The organism is Phycisphaerae bacterium, assembly GCA_035384605.1.
In the GTDB taxonomy this organism is placed as follows: domain Bacteria; phylum Planctomycetota; class Phycisphaerae; order UBA1845; family PWPN01; genus JAUCQB01.
In genome coordinates this window covers 40,761-66,321 of sequence record DAOOIV010000004.1, presented here as the reverse complement: position 1 = coordinate 66,321, position 25,561 = coordinate 40,761, and the positions used below count along the sequence as shown (strand labels likewise).

The window sequence follows — 25,561 nt, the reverse complement described above, 5'->3', positions numbered from 1 at the left end:
CTCTTCTCGGTTAATTATACATGCGCGCGCCGCCATAGTTGCACTTGATTGGCAGCTTCTAGAGCACCCGCTAGAATACGCCCTATAGCCTGGCCCGACAAGCCCGGCCCGGCTTCTATATTGTCGGTTTAATCTTCTGGGAAATCAACAGTTATGGCCAGCCAGACGCCCGAGCAGCGACGGATCGTCAACAAGAAGGCCAGGCATCAGTATCACATTATCGACACCGTCGAGGCCGGCATTGTCCTGACTGGCTGCGAGGTCAGGAGCATCAGGGAGGGACGAGCACAAATCACAGACGGCTTCGTGCGCATAAATGGCTACGAGGCAACACTTTATGGATGCCAGATCGATCGCTACGAACACGGCTTTCAAGCAAGCTACGACCCAAAACGCAAGCGCCGGTTGCTCTTGCATCGCCGAGAGATCCGACGACTGTCCTCCCAGTTGGCCCAGAAGGGCTGCACCCTGATACCGATAAGCATCTATTTCAATTCACGAGGTCTGGCGAAGGTTGAACTGGGCTTGGCCATGGGCAAAGCACAATACGACAAACGCCAAGATCTCAAGAAACGCCAGCACCAGCGGGATATCGATCGGGCTACCGGCCGCCGCCGATGACGGGGTGAGGACCTGATCGACCGGCTCCCATTCCGCCGGGTCTTGATAGCCTGTATGTGGCAGGGAGTTGTGGGCGTCACAAAGAACGACGGCCGGCGTTTCCACCGGCCGCCGAAGAACCCTTAAACGGCAGGCACGACCAGCTAGGCCAATTCGCGTTTGGCAGGCTTGCCCACCATACCGTACTTGGCCATCTTGTCCCTGAGCGTCGTTCGTGGAATGCCAAGAAACTGGGCAGCCTTGGCCTGATTGCCGGCGGCCTTTCGCAAAGCCGCGTCAATCAGCGATTGTTCGACCCCGGCGATGGTTTCCGTCAAACCCGGATGCATGGTCGTCTGAGCCACAACCTCCTGGCTCGCCTGGCCCGCCGAGGGCACCAGGATATCACGCGGTTGAATCTCCGGCCCGGTGGCGAAGGCAACCGCTCGCTCAAGCACGTTTTCCAGTTCGCTGATGTTGCCCGGCCAGTGGTAGGACATCAACACGTCCATGGCGTGGGTGCTGATGCGGGTCGGCACCGGCTTGCCCTCGGCCGCCTTGGCGGAGTGGCGCAGATAATGGGCCGCCAGCGCGGGAATGTCCTCGCGGCGATCTCGCAGCGGCGGGATCACGAGGTGCACGGCATCAAGACGATAGTAAAGATCCTCGCGGAATTGGCCGGCTTCGACCTTGCGCCGGAGATTCTCCTGCGTCCCGAACACCAGTCTGGCGTCCAACCGCACGCGTCCGCCGCCCACGCGATTGAAAAAGCCCTCATCCATGGCCTGCAGGAGTCGGGCCTGCAACGGCATCGGAAGAACCTCGATCTCGTCGAGGAACAACGTTCCTCCCGCCGCCTCCTCCAACCGCCCGATACGTTGAGCGGCCCCCTCGTCGCCGGTTCCGAACAATTCGCTTTCCAGGACCTCGGCGACACACGCGGTGCAGTTGAATCTTACCAGCGGACCGGCCGACCGCTTGCAGAGCTGGTGGATCGTGGCGGCAACCCGCTGCCGGCAGGTACCGGCCTCGCCCTCGACCAGGACGGTTCGGTCGCTGTCAGCCACGGCCCGTATCTGCTCGAAGAGCCGCCGACTGGCATAGCTCTGGCCGACCAGTTGGCCCAGTGTTTCCGGACCGCCGTGACCGTTGCCTTCCGCCGACCGGCAGGCCAGCAACCGATCCAGTTTCTCAACGAGCGCCTCCGTCGCGAAAGGCTTGTTGATGTAATCGTAGGCCCCGCGCTTGATGGCCTCGACCGCCGAATCCACCGTGCCATAGGCGGTCATCAGAATAACGTGGGTTCTTGGCGAGCGCGACTTGACCGCCTCAAGCAGTTGAATGCCGTCCATCTCCGGCATACGCACGTCGGTGATGACGACATCCACGGGGCGCGTCTCGATCAACTTCACCGCAGCCGCTCCGTCGGCGGCCTCAAGGACGGTATAGCCTGCCCCCGCCAGTTCGATCTGAAGCGTCGCCCTTTTCAGTGGCTCATCATCAACGACCAGCAATGTACCCTTGGATGAGTCTGTCATGATCAAAATCCCTTCGTGAACGATTGCCGATGTGTCATCCACTCCACATTCCACTCGCAGGCAATCCCAGCGGCCCTAGTCTAGCGAGCGGTCAACGATTTGCAACTCTATTCTCGTGCCCCTTCCGGTGCCCGTCAATGCGTTTTTGCATCCGAAGCCGTCCAATCGCGAATCCGGCACCCTACGCGACGTGCCAAGACCCCATTCGGCGCTACTCCCAGTAGTGGGCACCCCCCGGGGTGATCCTGGGAGGTGTTGACATTTGCTCGCGCAAATGGTCCGCATCCAGAGCCAGAAGAGGACTGATCTCGAACAGACCATCCGGTTCCCCCTCGCGCCAGGGAACGGCATGACCGGCAGACTCCAGCCAGCGGGCGGCGCGCCGATTCAAGTCCCGGCGCGAGCTTTCGGCGCTGTCGACGCCGGTTACGTTCTTGACCGGGCTGAACTCTTCTTCTCTGATGGTTTGCAGGATCAGAGGTTTCCCAGCTAACGGAATGGCGTCGAAAATAAAACTCTCCAGCTTGACAGCATTGGGCTTCTCAGGCTCGATTCGCCGGCCCCTCTCATCGACGTAAGGCACCTTCTTCACCGCGCGATGCCAAGGCAGCCCAAAATGTGCCTCATCGGCCGTCAGTCTTTCCACAAAACGGCGGCTCAGCAGATGAATGGCGATGCTCCCGGCATCAAAAAGCCGGTTCCCGTTGGCATCGCGGGCATGCGCCAGCTCGTCGGGAAGGTCGGAGTACTCGATCACCATGGCCTTACCGTCGCCGATCACGAAATTCCCCACTCGTTCGAGATCGTCGACCTTGGGGATTGTTTTGCTTGACATTTCCGAGCCGGTCATATCGTGCAGCCCGATGAACAGCGGATCGATGGCCTTAACAAGGGGGTTGTCCACCTGGAAATAGCTCAAATGCTCAATGCCGGCCTCGGCCATCTCCGCGAGCATTCCCGATCGCCGCAAGGCCAGCAAGCTGCCTCCGTGTCCGTCAGGGGAAAAGGCAATCCGGTGTTTCTGGTCAAGCAGAATCTTCCCGTCCATTGAGAAAGCCGGCATGATGCCTTGCCGGAAAAACCGAACACGCTGCGGCCTGAGGCCAAAAAAGTGATTGGCTTCGAAGAACGCGACCGTGTCGGCATGGTTTTGAGGACTGGTCATGATGTACCAGTGCAAGTCGGCCCCGTAACGACGATTCGTACCGCGGATGAATTCGGCAAAGAGCTGAAAAAGGGGCTTGCTCTTGACGGGAGAAATGGGGAAAGCCCCCTTAGGACCGTCAAAACCCAGCCTTGTGCCTTGGCCTCCGGCCACCGTCAGAGCGGCCACCTTGTTACGGCGTATCAGGGAGACGCCCCGCTTTACCGCGTCAGCATACAAGCCCACTTGGTCGATTCCCGGCCGGGCAGGATAGCAGACGACCGGTCGGATGTCGCGAGGCAGGGTGAAAGGCCGATCGGCCATCACATGACTCTTGATCAGACCCGACAAGCCGGCAAGGTTGATCCGGTTAATGTCTTCCAGCAGGAGCTCTCTTTGCTGATCGTCCAACTGATGCCAATGGGCCAGCAGATGGGTCTGATTGGCCTCCCGAAGACGGGCTTGGATCGCCTTTGCCTGTTCCGACTCACTCTGGATTATTGGAGAGTTCATGCGCCGCTCACGCAACCATCCGGTTCACGCGTCCCTCCAGTCAAATAACCTTATGGTCGACAATAGGTTAGGGGCGCAGACCCGGGTGTCGCGGGACAAAAAGGCAGACCTCAGGGCACCCCTGTCGATCGTCGATAACTATAGGCGCGACAGCGTTCTGGTCAACAAACAACAGTGTCACGGGCCACCAGGCGGTGCGCCGGGTGTCGGGATGCGATCTGAGAACCGCCGCACATTCCTGAAACGGGTCGGCCAAGCAGGTTTGGCGACGATGGCAGGAGGACTGCTGGCCGGCCGCAGCCTGCAAGCCGCTCAGGATCCTGCGACCACTCTACCGGTTCTGCAAACCAGGCCGGATACGGGCCCCATTGACAGCCTCCTGAAATCCACGGTCGTTCACATTCGCAGATCCGAGGTCGTCGACCGCCAAACCATTCATCCTCCGCTTGTTCGTGAGATGCTCGAAGAGAGCCTCAAGGTGCTGACCGACACGCTGCGGCCTGCTGATGCATGGAACAGACTGTTCAAACCGGAGGACGTCATCGGAATCAAGTTCAACCAGGTCGGGGCAAAGGAATTCAACACCACGGAGGCGATCGCGGCCCAACTGGTCGCTTCCCTCGGCGACGCGGGTTTTTCACCGGCTCGGATCATGCTCATCGAAGTCCCGGCACCGCTCGGCGCTAGTTTGGGCACACGGCCCGAGGTCACCGGCTGGAGTGGCGGCGAGGTAGCCTTTGACGGCGGGTCGGAGGAGTTGGCGGCCGTCTTGCAGGAGGTCACTGCCATCATCAACGTACCATTCCTCAAGACGCACAACATCGCCGGCATCACGGGCTGCCTGAAGAACCTCTCGCACGCGTTGATACGGCATCCCGGCCGCTATCATGACCACGGCTGCGCTCCTTATGTGGGCAACATCGTGGCCCTCCCACAGATCCGCAACAAGCTGCGCCTTAACATCGTCAACGCCATTCGCGCGTTATACAAGGGTGGCCCAAACGTTCGACCGGACGGAACGTGGGATCACGCCGGACTCATCGTCTCGCAAGATCCTGTCGCAGCCGACGCCGTCGGTCTCGAGATCATCAACGACCGACGCGGCCGTCTCGGCTTGGCGTCCATCGGCACCGGCTCCGGCCACGTACCGCATATTCGCGCCGCCGCAGAGTTGGGCCTCGGCACCGACGACCAGGACTACATCGAACTGCGAGAGATGGCAGAGTGATCCTCGCCGCGATGACCAACGCGTCGTCGCGATTCGTGCTCGCCGGCCGACGGACCGGATGATAGTTCCGGCAGTAGATCCGGAACCGACCGCCATGCTCGCAAACGGCGAAGCGGCCGACTCGGCGTCGCCAAACCCTCATGAAAAAGACCATGACCAAGAATCAACCCGCATGATTGTGCGCAAGAACATGCACAAGCGGGAGAGCTCCGAAACCGCTAGTGCTTATTTGGCAAACACTTACGATTGCCGAAGGCATGAAAAACGGAGAGGGGGGGATTCGAACCCCCGGTACCATTGCTGGCACACTGGTTTTCGAAACCAGCCCGATCAGCCACTCCGGCACCTCTCCATGCGATGGCCAGTTGCCCGTCGTCAACTCGCCGTCCCTCAGAGTACCAAACGGGCAAGGGGTGTCAATCGACCACTCTGCTCACCGTGCAACCAGTCATGTTGCCGTCCCTGGTTCCCGTGAGCAGCCGGAGCATCATCTGACACCCCCTTCTTTCCAGCGGCGCTTTGTGAACTCGTGGTCGGAAATGGGACACCTACGGCATTGGAGGACCGGAAAAAGGCCCAAGGGGGCCGATAAGCCCCGAGCGGTGGTTCCAATCGCCGGGCATACACCCGAATCCGAAACCCGGACGTCACCGCGTCTTATGGCACCGCTTGATCGCTTCGATCTAACCAATGAGCGAACGGCGCGGCGCGTGACGGGAAGCCCTGCCGCTACGCACAAAGCCTGCGCCGTTACCGAGGCCGTGGATGAAGAGCATCGCGAACAGGTTTCTGTTGCCAACCGGCGTCTTCGTCGTGCTGTTCACGACGTTTCTGCTCCTGCGCGCCTACGCCGACCGCCTCGATCAAGCAGCCCTCCTGCTCAAGCAGCAGGCCGAACTCGCACTCGAATTCGATCTCGCCATCCGCGACTACGTCGGGGCACAGATACGCCCCGAGATGGAGAAACGAGTCGCAAAGGACGAGTTCCATCCGGAGACCATGTCGACCTCGTTCGTCGCCCGGAGCATTTTCGAGCGAGTCCGCGGCCGATTCCCCCACTACATCATCCGGTTCTCGTCGGACAACCCCCGCAACCCGGTGAACAAGGCCGGCCCGGATGAGTTGAAGATGATCGAGTACTTCGACGCCAATCCTCAGGTGAACAACTGGAGCGGCGAAATCCGACTGGACGGGCGGCGGTATCTGGCCCACTTCAGCGCCAGGCGAATGCAGGAAAGCTGCCTTCGCTGCCACGGGGAGCCGGAAGATGCGCCGGCTTCACTGATCCGGCGATACGGCAATGTGGCCGGCTTCCATCGCCCGCTCGGCAAGGTGATCGCCCTCGACACCGTGGCCATCCCCGTAGACTCCGCCCAGTCTGCGCTGAAAGCCCATATGGTCCGCGACTCGATGACCATGCTGGTCGGCCTGGCCGGCATGCTCGGCATGATCGCACTCGTGTTCCGCAAAACGGTGTCGAAGCGGCTCACGGCTATCGCTCAACACTTCCAGCTCCTGGCGACGGATCCCGAGAGCCGCGAGGTCCAAGCCCTGCAGGTCACGCAGCAGGACGAGATCGGGAATCTGGCCGAAAGCTTCAATCGACTGTCCGAGAGGCTGCGTTCCGATCGCGAGTTGCTCGAACAGCGGGTTGCAGAGCGCACCGCCGAGCTGCGTAAGGCCAACGTCGAATTGGCGCACGAGATCGCCGAGCGCAAACAGGCCGAGAAAGCCCTTCAACTCAACAGCTTCTCGGTCGAGCATGCCCGCGACAGCATCTTCTGGATCAGCGAGGACGCACGGCTCTTCTATGTGAACGAGGCCACCTGTCGGCGGTTGGGATACTCCCGCGAGGAACTTCAGTCCATGACCGTTCACGACATCGATCCTGATTTTCCCCCCGACAGATGGCGTGCTCATTGGCAACACATGAGGAGTTGTGGATTCCTGGAATTCGAGTCCCGTCACAAACACCGGGACGGGTCGGTGTTCCCGGTGGAAATCAGCGCCAACTACCTCGAATTCGACGGGCAGGCATACATTTTCGCCTTCGCTCGCGACATCACCGAACGAAAGATCGTGGAAGCGGACCTGCAGCATGCCAAGGAAGCCGCCGAGACGGCCAATCAGGCCAAAAGCGAGTTCCTGGCCAACATGAGTCACGAGATCCGCACGCCGATGACGGCCATTCTGGGCTATGTGGAGGAGTTGAGCAAGGGTTGCCCATACTCATGCGAATTCGGCGACTCATACATGCGGGAGTATACCGAGATCATCGCCAGAAACGCCGAGCACCTGCTGTTGATCATCAACGATATTCTGGATCTCTCGAAGATCGAGGCCGGCAAGATCGAGGTCTTTCGAGCACCGGCCTCGTTGAGACGGGTAATCGAGGACGTCGAATCGATCATGCGCGTCAGGGCCGGGGAAAAAGGCTTGCCGTTGTCGGTCGAGTGCAAGGAAACCGTCCCGGAGGTGATCCGTACCGATGTCGTGCGGTTGCGTCAGATTCTCATCAATCTGCTCGGAAATGCCGTCAAATTCACTGACTCCGGAATCGTGTCTCTGACCGCTTCGTTCATGGAGGATAGCGGCGGGAATGCATGCATCTGCGTGGACGTGTCGGACACCGGAATCGGCATCGGCGTCGAGCAGCAAAGCAGGTTGTTTGAGCCTTTCACGCAGGTGGACAGCTCCAGCGCACGCCGTTTCGGCGGTACGGGCCTTGGTCTGGCCATCAGCAAGCGGCTCGCGGAGATGCTCGGCGGCACCCTCACGCTGCTTGAGAGCGCGCCGGGAAAGGGCAGCACCTTCCGTCTGACGCTGCCCTTCGATCCGGTCGATGAGCCGGAGCCGAGCAGAGAAGCCTCTACGGCGGCGCAACTCGCCGCGGAACCTGCCGCCGGCCCAAACGCGGGCGATTTGCTGAATTGCAACATCTTGCTGGCGGAGGACACACGCGACACGCAAATGCTCGTCGTCCGACTGCTGACAAAATGCGGGGCCAGAGTAACCGCGGCGGACAACGGCCGGGAGGCAGTCGAGAAGGTCATGGCTGCCCAGGCGGCGGTACACCCGTTCGATGTCGTTCTGATGGACGGCCAGATGCCCGTCATGGACGGTTTGAAGGCGACTCGAATGCTGCGGGCGAAAGGCTACACCGGTGTTATCATCGCCCTCACCGCGCATGCCATGGCCGAGGACAAGAACAAATGCATCGAGGCCGGGTGCGATGATTATGCCACCAAGCCGATCAAGATCGCAGCGTTGCGCGAAACCATCCGGAGAAATCTGGCGAAGAGCCGTTGCCTTGCCCAAACAAGCTCCGACGCATAGGGCCTTGTCGGGCGACGGGAACCTGCGTCACGCCGGCCGGCTCGGAACCCCCGCCCGCTGCCGGCAAACGTGAATGGCTTCCACCCGTGCGATCCCAACCCCTTGTGAGAAGCTCGCATCGCCCAACCGGCCTCTGCGCTCAGGAAGCAGGGGGGAATACCGGATTGGCCTTCGTGAGGGGCGAGTCGTCGGCCGGCAGGTTGCGATACCAGACAACCAGCAGCCAGCCCAGACACACCAGGAAAACCACCAGCGTGATCGCGAAGTCTCTAAACGCCCCGATGATAAGCTGCATCGGCAGCAGGAACAACGTGACCTGCCATCCGAGGGCAAAGGGCAATGACAGAATATCGCGGCGGTTCTCGCGATCCATCTCAGTTCGCATGTCGGGCGGCAAGAGCTTTTTCAACGGCCCCCAGAACCCGAACGGACGCGTCGTGCGGTAAAAGTGTTCCACCACTCTCGGATCGGTCGGCTTGGTCAGGAAAGTGCCGATGATGCAGCCGGCAAAGGAGACGCTGGTGTTCAGACCGAACTTCAGGTACGGACCCATGTCCGGCCAGATGATCCGCTGCGCCACCGCCCCGACGACCGCAATGAAGGTCCCCACCACGACTCCCCCGGCGTTGAACCTCCACCAATAGAGTCGCAACAGGTTGGGAATGGCAAGTCCGGCCGTCACGCCCATGATGATCCAGTCCCAAATGTCGTTGATGTTCTTGCTCGTGTAGGCCATCGCAAAGCCGCCCGCGGTCAGAAGAACCCCGAACATCCAGCTCACGGCGATGAGTTCCGGGTTGGACGCCTTCGGTCGAACGAAGGCCTGCCAGATGTCGCGGGTGAACAAGGCGGTCGAGATGTTGACGGTCGGAGAGAAAGTGGACATCGCCGCCGCCACCAGAGAAACCAGCATCAGCCCGCGCAGGCCCATCGGAAGATATTGCAGAATGACCGCGGGCAGAATCCGTTCCGGGTTGATCTGTCCTTCGTAGCTGACCATGTCCAACTTGCTCTGCCAGCCGTCACCGAGCACCCCTCTCAGGGAATCAGCCAACGGGGGATATTTCTCGGGGTGCCGGCTGATGTCGGAGAGCTTGTCTTCCCACCTCTCCCTCGGCAGCAGTCTCTTCATCAGATCCTTGTCGGCCAACGCATCGGGGCCTCGGGCGCCTGCCTGCTCAGCAACATAGCGCTTGACCATCTGGGATGCCTGGGCGAGAACCTCCTGATTGGGAAACATGCCCTTGACCAGGAACAACCCCATGGCCGCGAAACCCATCATCAGCGGCCAGCGAAACGCCATCAGCCAGGTCCAGAAGAACGTCAGCAGGCCGCACTCCCGCTCGCTGCGGGCCCCGAAGTAACGAGGATCGGCGCCCGCGCCCAATCCGCCCAGAATGTTCCGGAATAGATAAAAGACCGCCAACACAAAGATGAATTGGTAGTCGGAATCGTAGTCCTTGAATATGGGAGTCTGCCAGGAAGGGACGCTGCTCATCCAGTCGGGGTTGCCGGTTACTTCCTGCGCTAAAGCACCCAGGTCGCCGTCGTAGCCGACCACGTGGGTGACGGCCAGCACCGAGATGATGACGACGGCCACGAGGATGATGAAAGACTGAAAGAGGTCGGTATAGACCACGCCGTAAAAGCCTGACATCAAGGTGTATGCCACCGTCAGGGCAACCATCAATACCGCACAGGTCTTGGGCCCGAACGGCAGAAACATCGACAGGAACGTGCCGGCGCCCTGCATCAGGTAGGCGAGCATGCCAATACTCGGAACAATGCCGCCGATGGCTCCAATCAGTCGGGATGCCTTGGCCATGTTGTCGGAGCCGAACCGGTAAACGTACCACTCCGCACCGGTCATGCACTTGGAGCGATAGTGCCATTTCCCGACCCACAGCATCATAAAGGCCAGGATGAGAACCGCGCCGCCTCTGAACTCGACGTACAATCCTCTGGGCCCCAGCATATACAGAAAGGAGACGATCAGCATCGTGCCGGTCATGTCGAGGAAGTTGAGCATTCCGGACACGCCGAGGGCCCACCAGGGCAGTTGTCTTCCGGCAAGAAAATAGTGCTCCAGGCTGCGCGAGGCTCGGCGCTTGAGGTATACCCCGATACCCACCACGATGGCGGCGTATACCGTCATGACCGCATAATCGACGCCGTTGAGGTATCTGAAGTACTCGAGGCCGGCCACGTAATCGAGCAGATGGGACAGGTGCTCCACCGGAATACTCCTGCGATTCTACATTCTCATCCACCAGACCGTCGAGGAATACCGAAGGGTCAACGGCGGCAAGCGTATGGGCCGACAAGAACCTCGTCAAGCTTGCCCGCCCATAGTCCGAGCCCTGCCGGTTGGCATGCCGCGGCCCTGCCGCTATACTCCCCCGCGGTCGGGTCGGTAATAGGCTGGCAAGCGGCAAGCCGATCGACTTTGGCAAAACCGGAGAGGTTCATTCAGCATGCGCGTGCTCATAACCGGATCGAGCGGACAGATCGGGACAAATCTGGCGTTGGCCCTTCAGGCCCGCGGCGACCAGGTCGTGGGCATCGATTGCCGTCCCAATTCCTGGACGGACGAGATCGAGACCTGTCTGATCGACCTGAACACCGCTCGCGAAAAGGACTACCCGGCAGGGCCGTTTGATCTGGTGGTCCATCTGGCCGCGTATGCCAAGGTTTTCGAGCTGGTCGAACACCCCGAGCGGGCCCTGGAAAACGTTACCATGTGCTTCAAGGTGCTCGACTATGCGCGCAAGCACCGCCTGCCGCTCATTTTTGGGAGTTCACGAGAAGTGTACGGGGACATCCGCCGCCACGTCACAGAGGAGGCAGAGGCGGATTTCGTCGTTGCCGAGAGCCCCTACTCGGCCAGCAAGATCTCCGGGGAGGCGTTCATTTACTCTTATGCCGAGTGCTACGGTCTGCCCTACCTGGTTTTTCGCTTCAGCAACGTCTACGGCCGCTACGACAACGACATCGAGCGGCTGGAGCGCGTTCTTCCGCTCTTCATGCGACGAATTGCACGCGATGAACCGATCATCGTTTACGGCAAGGAGAAGGTTTTCGACTTCACCTACATTGACGACTGCATCGACGGCATCCGCCGCGGGATTGACGGCCTGCTCGCCGGCCGCGTCGTTAACCAGACCGTCAACGTGGCCTATGGGCAAGGCAGCACCCTGGTGGACGCGGTGAACATCATCTCTTTGGCACTGGGAAAAACACCCAAAGTCAGTTACGAACCTGCCCGCCCCGGCGAAGTCATGCGATATGTCGCGGATATCTCCAAGGCCCGGGAACTGCTCGGCTATGATCCCCAGACGCCGCTCACGGCGGGCATCCCCCTGGCTATCGCCTGGGCCCGACAGAGGGGAGAGCTCTAGAAAACCTTAATCCATCAAGCGACCGCCGTCCAGCCACCAAGCGGGGATGCGATCCGACAGGCCTACGGGCAAGAATCTCGCCTCGGGCACCTGGCCGACGGGCATGGCAATCGCCGAAGAGCCTCCTGCGGCCGATTCCTTGACGTTGCAATTCACCGGCAATAGCATCGGGCAAGAATACCTTTATCTGGAACGAAGCAGAAGCTCTCAAGGTCGGCTTCGTGGGAACCACTCTCCGTGGTCGGGGATAAGCCTGGGACCAACCAACCGTCAGGGATGATCCGGCAGCAAGGCACGGAGGTCAACGTTCGGCGCGGAACGTTCCTCCGAGACGCTGCGCCGGTCGGCCCATATGAGGGCCTGTGGTTATGTGATCGTTGCCTGTACAACAAGGGAGAGAGAGATCATGTGCAAGCTTGTATGCCTCGCGCTGTACCTGGTGTCGGCGGCCTCCGCAGTGGCCGGTACGCTTGGCCTGGCAAACGAGATTGCCAACGGCGACTTTGAAACGGGGGGCTGGACGCCGTGGACGCAATCATCGTTTGGCTTGTTCAACCAGGGACAAGACGACGTTCCGGTCAACCCCGCCGGCGGCCAAAAGTGGGCCGGCCAGATCTTGCGCTGGAACGGCAACCACAATGAGCCGGCCGGCGTGCTCAGGCAAGTAATGGACGGAACCCAATCCCCAGGCTGGGAACCGGCCGGGACAGGCAAGCTCATCGACCTCGAGTTCGATTATCTTCTTGATTCCGTCGGTAGTGATGCTCAGCGAAAGGTGGGCCTCCTCGTCTACCTCCATTGGCAGGGCGACGGCAGCGAGCCGCCTGCCCCCGACGGCCTCGATTGTCATCGTCATCTCGTGTTCGAGGAGTGGCGGTATCCCGACACGGGAGCGCCGGAGTGGAAGCACGCGGACATCCGACTGGAACTCCCCTTCCAGCCCAGGTTTCTGGAGCTGGCGTTCGAGTCCCACGTGCATTTTCCCAAGCTTGGGGTTGTGGGTATCGACAATGTTGATCTGGAAAGCCGGTGCCTTCCCGAACCCTTCAGCCTCGCTTTGCTGGCGTCAGCCGTTATTCTCGTCCTGCGGCGGCGTCAGCAAGCTTGATCTGCAGATTACGAATGGTACAAGCCCCGCCGGCCACACAACCGCACGGCGTGCCCCGATCAAACGTCCAAGCCCCGTGGGAGCCAAGGCGGATTCAGAACTGTCTGCGCATGTCACCGCTCTCAAAAGGTTTGGGCTCGCGCCTGACCCAGTAGCTGCTCGTACCGGGCTCGCGCCAACGACGATTCATCGGATCTCGCCGTGCAAGCCGCAACAACAGTGACGTAGGCGTTACGATTGCGTAAAACACGATCGTCAACAGAACACGAGTATTGAGCCAACCCAATCCTGCCCCCAGCATCGCCCACGTGCGTCGGACAGGTAGAAGCACCAAGGGGAATGCCAAGCCTGATACCATCAGCACGGAACCGGCCACGGCCATCGCGGCCGGCAGGTACAGCGAATGTCGTCGGCAGCAGAAGACCACTGCAAGAATTATGAGAGCCAATCCCAAGACTGCGCCGAATCGACGTAGCTCCGCTCTCTGGGAAGGTTCACCATGGATACCGCAGCCACGCATGGTCAGTCGATGATCTCCGCCGGGGAAGGAATCGATTGCCGCTTGGACTCAGGCTGGCAACCCTTGGCCAACAGGTAGTCCCCGAGAACAAGGTAGTCCATCTGCGTTCGCATGAAACAACGGTAGGCGTCCGACGGTGAACAGACGATCGGCTCCCCGCGAATATTGAAGCTGGTGTTGATGACCATCGGGCATCCCGTCAGGTGTTCAAAGGCGCAAAGGAGCCGGTGAAAGCGATCATTATCCCGGACATCAACCGTCTGAATCCTTGCCGAGCAGTCCACGTGGGTAATGGCGGGCACGTCGCTACGAATCTCCTTTCTGCGATCCAGCCCTTCGCGTCGTTCGCTTTCAGAAGGAAGACGTCGGTGCGACTCGCGGACGCGAGCCACAAGCAACATGTACGGGCTCGGACGATCGAGTTCGAAGTAGTCGGTGACGCGCTCCAGCAAAACGGCCGGAGCGAAGGGGCGAAACGACTCGCGAAACTTGATCTTGAGGTTCAGGGTGGCCTGCATCTCCGGTTTTCGAGCGTCGGCCAGTATGCTGCGGTTGCCGAGGGCTCGGGGCCCAAACTCCATACGGCCGTCAAACCAGCCGAGCACGTGCCCGGAAGCGATCAGCTCCGCTGCGCGTTGAGCAAGTTCGCTGAACGAATAATGGTTCGCGGGAATATGTTCCTGCTCCAGGAATCGCTCGATCTGGTCGGTCACGAAGCACGGACCGAGTTGCGCGCCTTGCATCCCGTCCGCCCCGCCGCCCGTCTCCCGCTCGCGGCCGAGGTATTGGTGCCAGACCGACAAGGCTGCACCCAGCGCACCACCGGCGTCGCCGGAAGCCGGCTGAATCCAGATGTCATCGAAGGGTCCCTCGCGCAGAATGCGCCCGTTGCCGACGCAATTGAGCGCTACTCCCCCGGCCAGGCAGAGATGGCGGCATCCGGTCTGCTCGTGAACGTGGCGAGCCATGCGCAACATCGCTTCCTCGGTAACGTATTGGACGCTCCTTGCGATGTCGCAATCCCGCTGGGTAATCTCGGATTCAGGTCGTCGCGGCTCGCCCCCAAACAGGCGGTGCAGCCGACGGCTCGTCATCGTCAGGCCGGTGCAGTAGTTGAAGTAGTCAAGGTTAAGCCTGAAAGAACCGTCCTCCTTCAGCTCCATCACCCGTTCGAGAATAAGATCGACGTATCGGGGCTCACCGTAAGGAGCCAGGCCCATGAGCTTGTATTCGCCGCCGTTGACGCGGAATCCGCAGTAATAGGTGAATGCCGAATACAGAAGCCCCAGCGAATGGGGAAAGCAGATCTCGGCATCGATCCGGATGCGGTTGCCCTCCCCCACGCCCCAGGCCGTGGTCGTCCATTCGCCCACGCCGTCGATGGTCAGTATCGCCGCTCTTTCGAAGGGGCTGGGGAAAAAAGCGCTCGCCGCGTGCGACCCATGGTGTTCACAGAAGAGGATCTCGCCACAACCGGCCAGTTCCTCCCGAATCAGGTTGCGCAGCCAGAGCTTGCTCTTCAGCCAGACCGGCATCGCGGTAAGGAACGACCGGATTCCCCGCGGAGCAAACGAGCAATAGGTTTGCAGCAGCCGATCGAATTTCAGCAACGGCTTGTCATAGAATACCACATAGTCAAGCTGATCGCCGCCTATGCCGCCTTCCCGCAGACAATACCGGATGGCCTCGCGGGGAAAAGAGGCGTCATGCTTCCTGCGCGTGAATCGTTCCTCTTGGGCGGCGGCAACAATCCGCCCGTCCCGCAGCAATGAGGCCGCACTGTCATGGTAGAAAGCCGAGATGCCGAGGATATGCACCGCCAAGCGCGTCCCTCAGAACACCGTGTAGATCAGTGGGGCCAAGGCGGATGACTCCGCAAAAACGATAAGACCCGCCAGGAGCAGCAGCACGATCGCCACGGGCAACAGCCACCATCGCTTGTGTCCCCACATGAAGGCAAGCAACTCCCGGAGAGTCGACAACTTCCCGTCATGTCGTTGAATCCGAGCCATCGGACAGCCCATGAACCTCATGCGGAGGCGATTGTAGAAACTAACGAATCATCTGTCGAATCTCCGCGCTCGCGGCGGCCAACCGCGATTTCGCCTCCGGATGCACACGAGCCGACTCCTCCACATACTGCAAGGCCTGCTGCGCGTATTCGGCAGCCCGTTCCGCATCTTCCGGCCGGGTCGAGGCGGCGAGAAAGCGGGCCATCTCCAGTTTGATCTCGACCGCTTCAGGGCTGTGAGGCTCCGTCGTACGCTCGGCGCGGCGCAAATAAGGCATTGCTTTGTCGGTTTGGCCGCTCGACTCGTAAAGGCGGGCTACCGCGAAGTGCAGCGAGCCTTTGCTGCCTCCCTTGATCCATTGATCGATCACGGGAACGATTTCCTGCGGCAGCGATGCCATGTCACGCGCGGTACTGGTCAGGAGTTCAGCGGCCCGGGCGGCGTTTGGCGTGCCCGCAAACGGGTACGCCTGCATCAGTTTCAGGATGTGCAGGGATCCGATCAGCTCGGTCAGTTGGTCGCAGCCCAGCACCTCCGCCGCCCGTTCAAATTGCGGAAGCGAATCGGGCTCTATGGCACGCAGACCAAGACGCTCACATTCCGCCGCGAGCGCATGGCAGATACTCCGGGCGATCAGGTAGTGCCCGTATACCGTGGGGTGAAGGTGATCGGTCATCAGGTTCCAGCCGATGAGTCCGTCGGGACTGGCAGCTTCGAAGGCCGCGGCGGTGTCAACGAAGATGCAACGCTTTCCGGCCACGCTGCGGATCACCTCACTGAATTCGCCGGTGGCCCGAAACCGCAGGCAATCCAGATCTCGAGCCCGGCGATAGAGGGCCCTGGCCTCGTGCGGCTGTCCCAGATGCTGCTGGCACTGGGCCAGGCGGTAAACCAGCTCCGCATGGGTGTCATCGATTTGAGCGGCTCGCTCGAGAAGCGGGAGAGCCTCCCCCCATCGGCCGGCCGACACCATACCGGCCCCTTCCTGAAAGTCCCTGCGCCATTGGTCTTCTTGCTGTCGCGAGAGACCCTCACGATTGGCAGAAACCATCGGCACCAGATCTCGCTCGTTGCTGACCAGACCGCAGAGAACCATCGGAACGCCTGCTCCCTGCGCTGCTTGAACCATGTCGTTCAAATTGGCCCGGAAGTTTTCGCGGCACGCGCTGTAGACGCCACTTCCTAGTCGGATCAGCCGGTCTTTCGCCATCATTTCCATCAGTGTTGCCGCAGACTCCGGCGGCGGAGGCGAGCGGAACGTATCAAGCCCGTCCCGGATGACCTGGCTGAGTCGCAACTGGCGAATCCACATGTGGGTGAGAACAGCCTTCCGGCTTGTCCCGACCCCGTGCAACGACCCCGGCCCATAAAACCCGTAGAACTCGTTATGCCCTGCATACACCACCAGGAGGTCGGGCTCGTATTCAAGCACCTCGGGAAGCCAGGCTCGCAGACTGTAGCTGTTGACCGCCGTGACGCCGCAATTGATGACCTCGACGCGAATCTCGGGCCAAGCCGCTGCAAGCAGCGCCTCAAGAAATGCGCACATGGTAGCGTTTCGCTCATAGGGCACCCCCTGGACGCTGCTCTCGCCAAGAAAAAAAACCCGAAAGATTCCGGGTGGCTTCGGGTCGCGGAAATCGTGGACTTTGAGGACGCCTTCGCCGGGACGGTGGGGAGTCGGGCGCAACGCGAAACGCTTCCAGGCCACCGGATTGAGGCCGATGATTCGTCCGCCCTCGACTTCGGCTCGACGCACCATCAGATCCGGATCGGGGCCGTAGCCGACAACCCGTAACGCCAGTTCCATCAGCACGAGCAGGATGAACGAAAAGCCCAGCAGAGCAAGCCGCTGCCACCATTTCATCCGCTTTTTCGGCAGCCCTGTCGCGATTGTGCCCCGTGGGTCCTCAAGCCTTCGTTTGCTTCGCCGATTCACGCTTCCAGTTTGCTCCCATCGGCTGGCGCACGCAAGGACCCACATACCCGATGATACTCAGGGAATGCTTCACCCGGACCGATTCAACTGGTCGAACATCCAGTCCCCGGCTGCCGTCCTGTCGATTACCGGCACCATGTCTGCGCACCGGAAGCCTGCGAGCCGGAACACGACTCGCAAGCTTCCAGTAGTCCATTGCGCTGCGCGTTTGTCCGCGTCGCGCCTGCGGAACAGCCCCTCGGCGGGGGCCGGCAGCACGCCGATCGGTGCCGACCGCACACCTACCGCCGCCGCGAATAGGATCTTCAGCGACGTCGACGCAACAGGGGCAAGCCCAACATGAGCAGGGCGGCTGCCGCCGGCTCAGGAGTCTGCCAGACCTCGACCGTGTCCACCAGAATCTGGTAGTAGCCGTTCATGAACCCATCGACCTGGATAAAGATCGTCTCCCAGCCCTCGACGCAAGGCTGGATCAGCTCGAGTCTGTTCCAGTCGCCCCAGTACGGCGCAGTCCAGATCACGCTCGGGGCATTCGGATCCGTCCCGCCGAGCGGGTCCTTGCCCAACCGGACATTCAGGGCACCCGGCGTCAATTCCCAGCCCCAGGTGCAGCTAAGCATGCGGACCCACGCCTGGATGTGCTTTTCGCCCTCAGGAATGTACTCGTCGTAAAACCTCTTGTACATCCCGAAGCTGCGACCGCCACCGCCGCCTTCCCGGATCCCGGCGATGCCATCCTGCTCGTCAGCTCTGCGGTAGCACGGCCCCCACAGGCTGAATCCGTTTCCCGAGGGGTTCCCGATGGTCGCGTTCCCATACGTCGTCCAGCCGTTCATGTCCTGGTCCGGCAGGAAGTCGTCCTCGATATAGACGATTGTCCCCGGCGGCGCATCGGCCCACACCAACGCGGGAATGCACAGCATCACCGCAATTGAACCTAGTAACATCTTCATCGCCTTGCTCCTCCAAAAAGAGAACCCACTATATACTTGAACCGCTGATTGCCGAGGGCGCGCGCCTCGGCACCAATCCTCAGACCGATACCATATGCAAAGGCTGACTTCGGCCGAACTGATTACTGCTCACGAAGTCCACAGCCACATCGCCACTGGTCGAAGCCGGCCAACGCTCAATGTTCTTCTGACCGGGATTGCCTTCCCATCCCCCGGCCCCTCCGCTCTCCCATGAAATGTGAGTGCTGCTCGAGTTCATCAGCCTTTAGACATGCTCGGCCACTCGAGCTTCCCGACCTTCAACAGCCTCATTTTCCTCAACAAAACACGGTGTGTCAAGGAGAAACTTTCCCTTTTACCAAACACAACTCCTGCTGCCTGCTTCGAACGCCAACATCCGAAAAGATCGTCCCACGGCAAGACCACATGTTCTCGTATAACATCTTACTCGACAATAGGTTACAAGCAGAGGGTCGGGTGACGATCGGTCCTGCGGCCAAGGCCGCCGTCCCGACCGGCTTCCTCCGGTTCCGCTCGCTCGATCCGGCTAGGTGCAATTCCTCGCGGATGCTGGTACACTTCCGCGTCTGCCTGCCCGGACCGGGGCGCTGCCAAGCCCTGGCCGGCCGATAGCGAAGGGACGAACCACAAAGCGTGTTTGAGGAGATCAATCGACATGCCACTTGTACCGATGCGCATCTTGCTGGACCACGCGGCTGAAAACAACTACGGCATCGCCGCACTGAACGTCAACAACATGGAGCAGATCCAGGCAATCATGGAGGCGGCCAAGGAAACAGACAGCCCCGTGATCGTCCAGGCCAGCCGCGGAGCTCGCAAGTACACCAACGACGCTTACCTGCGACATTTGATGCTCGCCGCCGTCGAACTGTACCCCAAGATCCCGATCGCCATGCACCAGGACCACGGCAACAGCCCGGCCACCTGCAAGAGTGCTATCGAGCAGGGATTCACCAGCGTCATGATGGATGGCTCGCTCAGCGAGGACGGCAAGACGCCCAGCAGCTATGAGTACAACGTGAAAGTCACCAGGGAGGTCGTCCAGATGGCCCACGCCGTGGGCGTGACCGTCGAAGGCGAGATCGGCGTGCTCGGCGGCATTGAAGACGGCCACGGTGCCGGCGGCACCGGCCTCGAACATGTCACTGACCCGGCCCTGGCCGAGAAGTTCGTAGCCGACACCGGCGTCGACGCCCTGGCAGTGGCGATCGGCACCAGCCACGGCGCCTACAAGTTCACCAAGAAACCCACCGGCGACGTCCTCAAGATGGACATCATCGAGGAGATTCACCGCCGCCTGCCTAACTGCCACCTGGTCATGCACGGATCGTCAAGCGTCCCTCGCGAGCTGGTCGACCTCATCAACAAATACGGCGGCAAGATGAAGGAAAGCTACGGCGTGCCCGTCGAGGAAATCCAACGGGGTATCAAACACGGCGTCCGAAAGATCAACGTGGACACCGACAACCGCCTGGCCATCACTGCCGCGATCCGCAAGGTCTTCGCCGAGACGCCCGACAAGTTCGATCCTCGTGATTACCTCGGCCCGGCCCGCGAGATGATGAAGCAGATCTGCATCGCTCGCATGACCGCCTTCGGTCAGGCCGGCAACGCCGGGAAGATCAAGATCAAAACCTGTAAGGACATGATCAGTTTCTACAAGAAGTGAGCGTCCTTTGTCACCCTTCGGCCGGTTGCGGCCGGATCAGAAAAAACACGAGGCTTCCGCAAACCCGCGGTGGTAAACCGTGGGTTTGCTTCTTCCGGGCCGGACTATTCTTGTTGCTGGGTCCGCGCCACAGGGCTATTCTGTTGCGGTAAAGATTGCCGTTCTGGAAAAGTGAAACCGGCCCGGATCATGGTGAATCTGCACATCCGCGAAATGACTGAGACTGACATCCCTCGCGTCAGTGAACTGCTGAGGGATTGCTTTCGCTGGCTGGGCGACCGCGAACACTTGACTGCCAGGCAACTGGCATTCCTGGTCGACGACCGCTCGTCGGAGCAGACGGTTCGCGAGGAATCCAAATCCCGCCCGCACCTCGTCGCCTGCACTGAAACCGGCATTGTGGGCATGGCGGCGGTGCACGGTAACGAAATCGCCCGGCTTTACGTCGATCCGCGGTACCACCGGCAAGGGGTGGGCAAGGCCCTGTTCGAGGCCTGCGAAGCGATGATCCGCCGGGCCGGCCACGAGGAGATGACCGTCGCAGCCCTCGTGGATGGGGCGCTGGCTTTCTACCAGACCATGGGCATGTCGATCACCGGCCGGGTGGTGTACGAGCCCGAGATCTTTCTCGGTCGCGAGGTGACGTTGCTGGCCAAGAAGGTCGCTTCTGCTCCGATGCCATGACAGAGCCGCCGCGAGTGTCGCGGACCCGTCTTGTCCCGCGCGGGCACCTGACAACGGTCCTGCGAAACCAATCTGGTGGTATGATACGAACTCAAGAAAGACGGGCATGCCCGGCATTCTCAGAGAGGAGTACGCACCATGGCCATGCTTCTTGAATTCTCGATGTTCCCGCTGGGCAAGGGGGAATCGGTCGGTGAATACGTCGCTCGCAGCCTTGATGTCATCGATCGCAGCGGCGTGCCGTATCAGTTGAACGCGATGGGCACCGTCCTCGAAGGCGAGTGGGACCAGGTCATCGGGGTCGTGGGTCAATGCCTTGAAAGGATGAGCCAGGATTGCGACCGGATCGCCTGTACGATCAAGTTCGATTGGCGCAAAGGGGCGACCGGACGCCTGCAAAGCAAGATCGATAGCGTGGAGAAGCGGCTGGGACGGAAGCTGAAGACGTAGGGACGGGAATCTGGGGCCCGCAGCAGGCTGGTGAGGTCGGCGTGCGACGTTCTTACTGGTTGATCCTGGCGACGGGGGCTGTCTTTATTGCGGCCGTGGGGCTGCGCGTTCGCAGTCACCTGGTGGCGAGCGGGCAGCCGCCGGCCGTGACCAGCCGGCCGGCCGGGCGGGCCCTCCGCATCAGCGAACCTCGCGATTACGTCGCCAACCCGTGGGTTGACCCCTCCGAACGCGATAAGGGTCCGAACCGGCTGATCTCCCTTGCCCCGAGCATCACCGAAATCGTCTGCGCTCTGGGGTTGCGCGACCGCTTGGTCGGCCGTACCCCCTACTGCACTCATCCGCCGGGCATCGAACGCGTGGCCGATGTCGGTTCGCTGGTGACGGTCAACCTCGACATGATAAAGACCCTCAAGCCCGACCTCATCCTCGTCACGCGAAACAGCGGACAGGTAATCGATGCCCTGGGCAAGCTCGGCCTGCCGCATGCCGCTCTTCCACACGATACGCTTGAAGAGGTCTACACCGCCATCGAACGCATCGGCAGCCTGTGCGGCCGGCCCAAGACCGCAACCGCGCTGGCCGCGTTTATTCGCAATGACTTGGAAACGCTGCGTCAGACGGCCCGCCGTTTGGACCTGCCTCGCCGCCGCGTTCTGATCATACTGGGTGATCTACCCGTTCCACCCAGACCGGTCTGGGTGGCCGGCCCGGGTTCGTTTCTGGAAAGCCTCTTGCAGGCGGCGGGCCAACAAAACGCCGCCGCGGGGGCCATGCCCGTCTCGCACGGCGAAATCGGCCTTGAGCGGCTGCTGACGCTGGACGTTGAGGCGATCCTGACGTTCGGCGAGCCTCTGACCGATCGGCAATGGGACGATCTCTATCGAACGTGGGCAAAGGTCGGGGGGATCCCCGCCATCCGCGAGCGGCGTGTCGCCCGGGTCGGCGGCTCGGAGTGGCTCAGCGCCGGCCCGCGGGTGGCCATCGCCCTCCACCATTTCATCACCGCCTTGGCCGAGGGCGAAGGGACGAATTGAGAATTGAGATTGGAGAATTGGGAATTGACCGGATGGGAAAGCGAATGGTCAGTTCTCAGTGATCCGTCGTCAGTTGGGCGGAGACACCGGCCCTGCCTCGACTGAGAACTGAAGACTGACAACTCGGGCTGCCGGCCCCGGGGGTCAGGCCTGTCCCAGCCTTCTTGCGGGACTGTGCTATCTTATATCTTCCTCACGCCGGGTATAATGTTCATTAGCCAGAACCGATGGCGGGGCTGGACGGAGATCCCTTGAATCGGACATGATGGGTGGGAGAAGGCCCCCCGTTTTCTGCGCGCCTGAGCGTGGGACTTGCGGCGGGGACGGTATCTTGCAGAGCCCGGTCACCTCGGCATCCGGAGAGGACGCATGAAACCGTCGGCTCGAACCGGTTTCACGTTGATCGAAGTGCTGGTCGTCGTGGCGATCATCGCTCTCCTCGTTGCCATCCTCATTCCTTCCTTGATCAACGCACGCAATCTCGCGCAGAGATCGGTGTGTGCCAGCAATCTGCGACAGGGCCTGACCGGGGTTCTCCTGATGCAGGCCGAAACGCAAATGCGTAAGGAGCAGTGGAGTCTGAACTATGGCTGGGCCGTTGACTCCTTCAAACGCAACGCCGGGGCCCCCAATATTTTCCTGTGCCCTGCGGACCCTGACCCCAAGCCCATCCCGGCGGTCTACGACGAGCAGTACGGCCACCAGGGCTCTGAGGGCATCAGCTCCGGCGCATCCATCTTCAACCGGTTCCGACGCAGCGGCGACAACTGGACTTTTGATTTCCAGGATCAGGTTCTTGGCAACATGTTCGGCGGCGATTCGTACTCGGAGCCCACCGGCGACTGCCTGATGGACTTCACCGCCACCCCAGGACAAACCACAACCACGGCGACGGTCCGGCGCGACGTTACGTACTACGACCACCGAGGCTATTCCTATCGAGGCGAGCAACTGTGGACCAACACGGCCTCGAACGGTCCGATCACTGTCCCGCTGTTCTGGAGCAGCTTCGGCGCCAATGCCAGTGCCGGCCTCCGCAATGTCAAAGGATCGCCGATTGTCGTGGTGGAGGCCGGCAAGCTGGGCGTGTTCGCCGAGGACTTCGGGGCGACCAGCCAGGGAAGCCGCCCCCGCGATCATCTTGGCAAGGTGCTCCGCTTCCGCCACGGAGGCAAAGCAGTGAGGCCGTTTCTCGGCGGACGCGGCTCGGACTTCACCAAACAATTCCACCTGCCCACCCAGGCCGTCGACGGCCTCTATGAACCACGGACCAGGGCCAACTCGGGCTTCATGGACGGGCACGTGGAGGCATTGGCATACTACCAGTTATTCCAGGCCGATCCCTCCAACCCGGAAAATGCTCCCACAATCACTCGTTCGCTTTGGATCGGGTCACGAAAAGGCGGCCCCGAGCAAGGATACTGACGAGCGGGGAGTAGTGCCGGTAGGAATTACGAGTTGAGAATTGGGAATTGGCCGGATGGGACGGAGGTGCCGGAAGATAGGATGAAGGCGGAAGGATGAAGGATAAAACAAGGCCGGGGCGGCCGGCTACAAGAAGTGTGACCACAGATCACAGCGATCGCACGGATGTAAAAGGCGAGCGAATGGGACCGCCATGACGCCAAGAGAAGATGGACGGCGAGTGGACAGTGGTCCGTGATCGGTTAGGCGAGGAAGCCGGCCTCTCGGGCGTCCGGGCCCACCGCGCGGCTCGTCAGATTGTGGGATCATCACGAGCCGGCGCGCAGACCCTCGAACCTGTCGACTTCTATACAGAAAAAAGCGATCAGCATTCGCCTTTTGGTTTTGAGCTTTCAGATCGAGCCACGTCCCCGCGCAGAGCTGTGGACATGACACCACGCGTTGGTACCATTCAAAGGGGCAGGATTGCGGATTTGGGAATGGAGATTTCAGAGAGGCGAGCTTTCAGCATTCTGCTGTCAGCTTTCAGCTCAAGCATGCCCACGCAGAGCCGTGGGCATGGCACCCGGCGGGTCCCGTCAGCGGCTTGTTCACCGGTGTCTTCCATAACACAGGCTGGCACGGGGAAGCATAGGTTCCGCGAAGCGAAGGCGACCCGTGCTGCGCCGCTCCCTCACGGTCGCGGTTCTGAAAGAGCCCTGGCACCCTCCCGCCTGAAGCGTCACGAACCCCCTCGCTCCTCCTTGGCAGCCGCCTTGCCGGGGAATGACCCTTGGGGTACCCTACCATCGGCAATAGCGTGTTCCGGGCTTGCCGCCCGGGCATGTTGCGATGCATTCGTATTGGAGCCTTGAACTCGAAAGGAACGTAGCGTGGCTAAAAAGCAGACCAAGAGATACCGTTTCTCGTTCGGACCCTGGAACATTCATGAAGGCGCCGACCCCTTTGGCCCTCCCGTCCGGCAACCGGTCAGCTTCGCCAAGAAACTGAAGGTCTACAAGGATCTGGGCTTTGACGGGGTCCAGTTCCACGACGACGACGCCGTGCCGGAGCTCGACACCCTGCCGGCCTCGACCGTGCTCAAGCGTGCAGCCCAGCTCGGCAAGATCCTGAAGGACCACGGGCTGGTCCCCGAGTTCGTGGCCCCCCGCCTGTGGGAAAACCCGATGACCATTGACGGCGGCTACACCTCCAACAGCGCGGCTTGTCGCCGATACGCTATCGATCGCTCGTTGCAGGCGATCGACATCGCCTTCGAGCTGGGCGCCAACCAGATCGTTCTCTGGCTGGCCCGCGAAGGCACCTACATCCGCGAATCTAAGAACGCCCGGATCGCCCACGAGTACCTCATGCAGGCGATCAACAAGATGCTCAACCACAACAAGGAAGTGCGCATCTTGATCGAGCCGAAGCCCAACGAGCCCATGGACCACGCCTACGTACCGACGATCGGGCACGCCATTTCGCTGGCCTATCTCTCCGATGACCCGTCGCGGGTCGGCGGGCTCATCGAGACGGCCCACGCCCTGCTGGCCGGGCTGGACCCGTCGGACGAGATGGCCTTCGCCCTATACCACAAGAAGCTCTGGAGCGTGCATCTGAACGACCAGAACGGCTTGAAGTTTGACGAGGACAAGAGCTTTGCCGCCGACAACCTGCGGCGAGCGTTCAACCAGGTCCGAGTGCTCGAGGAAGGCGGCTTCGGCCTCAACGGCGAGATGGTCGGTCTGGACGTCAAAGTCATGCGGACACAGAAACAGTCCAATAATACCGCCCACCTGGCCAACAGCAAGCGATTCTTCGAGCTGCTGCTGGCCAAGGTGAGAACCTTCAACCGCAAAAAAGAGGCGGAGTTCATCCGCAACCGCGATTACGAAGGACTGGAGCGCATGGTCATCGAGCACCTGCTCGGCAGGTAAGGGTCGGCCTGCTTTCTTCGCCAGAACCGGGGCATTCCGCAAGCAGCAGGTGCGGAATGCCCCGTCT

The 25,561-nt window shown here is 60.9% G+C and carries 19 protein-coding genes and 1 tRNA gene; 11 read left to right on the top strand and 9 right to left on the bottom strand.

Annotated features, from left to right (window positions below; genetic code table 11):
• Positions 1–153: 153 nt before the first annotated feature.
• Positions 154–621 carry an SsrA-binding protein SmpB gene (smpB, locus tag PLL20_01985; protein HPD28736.1) on the top strand — a complete coding sequence of 156 codons (468 nt, stop codon included), beginning with the start codon at positions 154–156 and terminating at the stop codon, positions 619–621.
• A 143-nt stretch (positions 622–764) separates the two neighbouring features.
• On the opposite strand, the gene PLL20_01980 is transcribed toward smpB, so the two are convergent.
• Together PLL20_01980 and PLL20_01975 are read right to left on the bottom strand one after the other, a co-directional pair.
• Positions 765–2,138, bottom strand: coding sequence for a sigma-54 dependent transcriptional regulator (locus PLL20_01980; protein HPD28735.1), 1,374 nt, complete (start codon positions 2,136–2,138; stop codon positions 765–767).
• A 211-nt stretch (positions 2,139–2,349) separates the two neighbouring features.
• On the bottom strand, positions 2,350–3,795 hold the full coding sequence (locus PLL20_01975) for a UDPGP type 1 family protein (protein ID HPD28734.1): 1,446 nt from the start codon (positions 3,793–3,795) through the stop codon (positions 2,350–2,352).
• A 271-nt stretch (positions 3,796–4,066) separates the two neighbouring features.
• On the opposite strand from PLL20_01975, the gene PLL20_01970 reads away from it, so the two are divergent.
• A complete protein-coding gene (locus PLL20_01970; protein HPD28733.1) occupies positions 4,067–5,023 on the top strand; it encodes a DUF362 domain-containing protein in 957 nt (318 codons plus the stop codon).
• Positions 5,024–5,288: 265 nt separating this feature from the next.
• Here the strand turns inward: PLL20_01970 and PLL20_01965 are convergent.
• A tRNA-Ser gene (locus tag PLL20_01965) sits at positions 5,289–5,375 on the bottom strand.
• A 413-nt stretch (positions 5,376–5,788) separates the two neighbouring features.
• Here PLL20_01965 and PLL20_01960 point away from each other — a divergent pair.
• Complete coding sequence (locus PLL20_01960; protein ID HPD28732.1) at positions 5,789–8,359, top strand: ATP-binding protein; 2,571 nt, start codon at positions 5,789–5,791, stop codon at positions 8,357–8,359.
• A gap of 139 nt (positions 8,360–8,498) precedes the next feature.
• On the opposite strand, the gene PLL20_01955 is transcribed toward PLL20_01960, so the two are convergent.
• Positions 8,499–10,595: a sodium:solute symporter gene (locus PLL20_01955; GenBank protein HPD28731.1), complete on the bottom strand. Its 2,097-nt coding sequence runs from the start codon at positions 10,593–10,595 to the stop codon at positions 8,499–8,501.
• A 238-nt stretch (positions 10,596–10,833) separates the two neighbouring features.
• On the opposite strand from PLL20_01955, the gene PLL20_01950 reads away from it, so the two are divergent.
• Together PLL20_01950 and PLL20_01945 are read left to right on the top strand one after the other, a co-directional pair.
• Positions 10,834–11,757 carry an NAD-dependent epimerase/dehydratase family protein gene (locus tag PLL20_01950; protein HPD28730.1) on the top strand — a complete coding sequence of 308 codons (924 nt, stop codon included), beginning with the start codon at positions 10,834–10,836 and terminating at the stop codon, positions 11,755–11,757.
• A gap of 406 nt (positions 11,758–12,163) precedes the next feature.
• Complete coding sequence (locus tag PLL20_01945; protein ID HPD28729.1) at positions 12,164–12,865, top strand: hypothetical protein; 702 nt, start codon at positions 12,164–12,166, stop codon at positions 12,863–12,865.
• 94 nt (positions 12,866–12,959) lie between these two features.
• Here PLL20_01945 and PLL20_01940 read toward each other — a convergent pair whose 3' ends face one another.
• The 5 genes from PLL20_01940 to PLL20_01920 all read right to left on the bottom strand — a co-directional run bounded on the left by PLL20_01940 (position 12,960) and on the right by PLL20_01920 (position 18,289).
• Positions 12,960–13,385 (bottom strand): SxtJ family membrane protein, encoded by a 426-nt coding sequence (locus tag PLL20_01940; GenBank protein ID HPD28728.1) that lies wholly within the window; start codon positions 13,383–13,385, stop codon positions 12,960–12,962.
• 2 nt (positions 13,386–13,387) lie between these two features.
• On the bottom strand, positions 13,388–15,202 hold the full coding sequence (locus PLL20_01935; protein ID HPD28727.1) for a carbamoyltransferase: 1,815 nt from the start codon (positions 15,200–15,202) through the stop codon (positions 13,388–13,390).
• Positions 15,203–15,217: 15 nt separating this feature from the next.
• Entirely contained in the window at positions 15,218–15,397 is a 180-nt protein-coding gene (locus PLL20_01930; GenBank protein ID HPD28726.1) for a DUF5989 family protein, read from the bottom strand.
• A gap of 40 nt (positions 15,398–15,437) precedes the next feature.
• Complete coding sequence (locus PLL20_01925) at positions 15,438–17,264, bottom strand: tetratricopeptide repeat protein (GenBank protein ID HPD28725.1); 1,827 nt, start codon at positions 17,262–17,264, stop codon at positions 15,438–15,440.
• 377 nt (positions 17,265–17,641) lie between these two features.
• The gene (locus tag PLL20_01920; GenBank protein HPD28724.1) at positions 17,642–18,289 is read right to left on the bottom strand and encodes a hypothetical protein; all 648 of its coding nucleotides are present in this window, start codon (positions 18,287–18,289) and stop codon (positions 17,642–17,644) included.
• A gap of 676 nt (positions 18,290–18,965) precedes the next feature.
• On the opposite strand from PLL20_01920, the gene fba reads away from it, so the two are divergent.
• From fba to PLL20_01890, 6 genes are all read left to right on the top strand, one after another.
• The gene (gene fba, locus PLL20_01915) at positions 18,966–19,979 is read left to right on the top strand and encodes a fructose-bisphosphate aldolase class II (protein HPD28723.1); all 1,014 of its coding nucleotides are present in this window, start codon (positions 18,966–18,968) and stop codon (positions 19,977–19,979) included.
• Positions 19,980–20,168: 189 nt separating this feature from the next.
• Positions 20,169–20,663, top strand: coding sequence for a GNAT family N-acetyltransferase (locus PLL20_01910; GenBank protein HPD28722.1), 495 nt, complete (start codon positions 20,169–20,171; stop codon positions 20,661–20,663).
• A 138-nt stretch (positions 20,664–20,801) separates the two neighbouring features.
• Entirely contained in the window at positions 20,802–21,113 is a 312-nt protein-coding gene (locus tag PLL20_01905) for an MTH1187 family thiamine-binding protein (GenBank protein ID HPD28721.1), read from the top strand.
• Positions 21,114–21,154: 41 nt separating this feature from the next.
• Complete coding sequence (locus PLL20_01900) at positions 21,155–22,150, top strand: helical backbone metal receptor (protein HPD28720.1); 996 nt, start codon at positions 21,155–21,157, stop codon at positions 22,148–22,150.
• A gap of 369 nt (positions 22,151–22,519) precedes the next feature.
• Entirely contained in the window at positions 22,520–23,575 is a 1,056-nt protein-coding gene (locus PLL20_01895; protein ID HPD28719.1) for a type II secretion system protein, read from the top strand.
• Positions 23,576–24,447: 872 nt separating this feature from the next.
• On the top strand, positions 24,448–25,494 hold the full coding sequence (locus tag PLL20_01890; protein ID HPD28718.1) for a TIM barrel protein: 1,047 nt from the start codon (positions 24,448–24,450) through the stop codon (positions 25,492–25,494).
• Positions 25,495–25,561 lie beyond the last annotated feature (67 nt).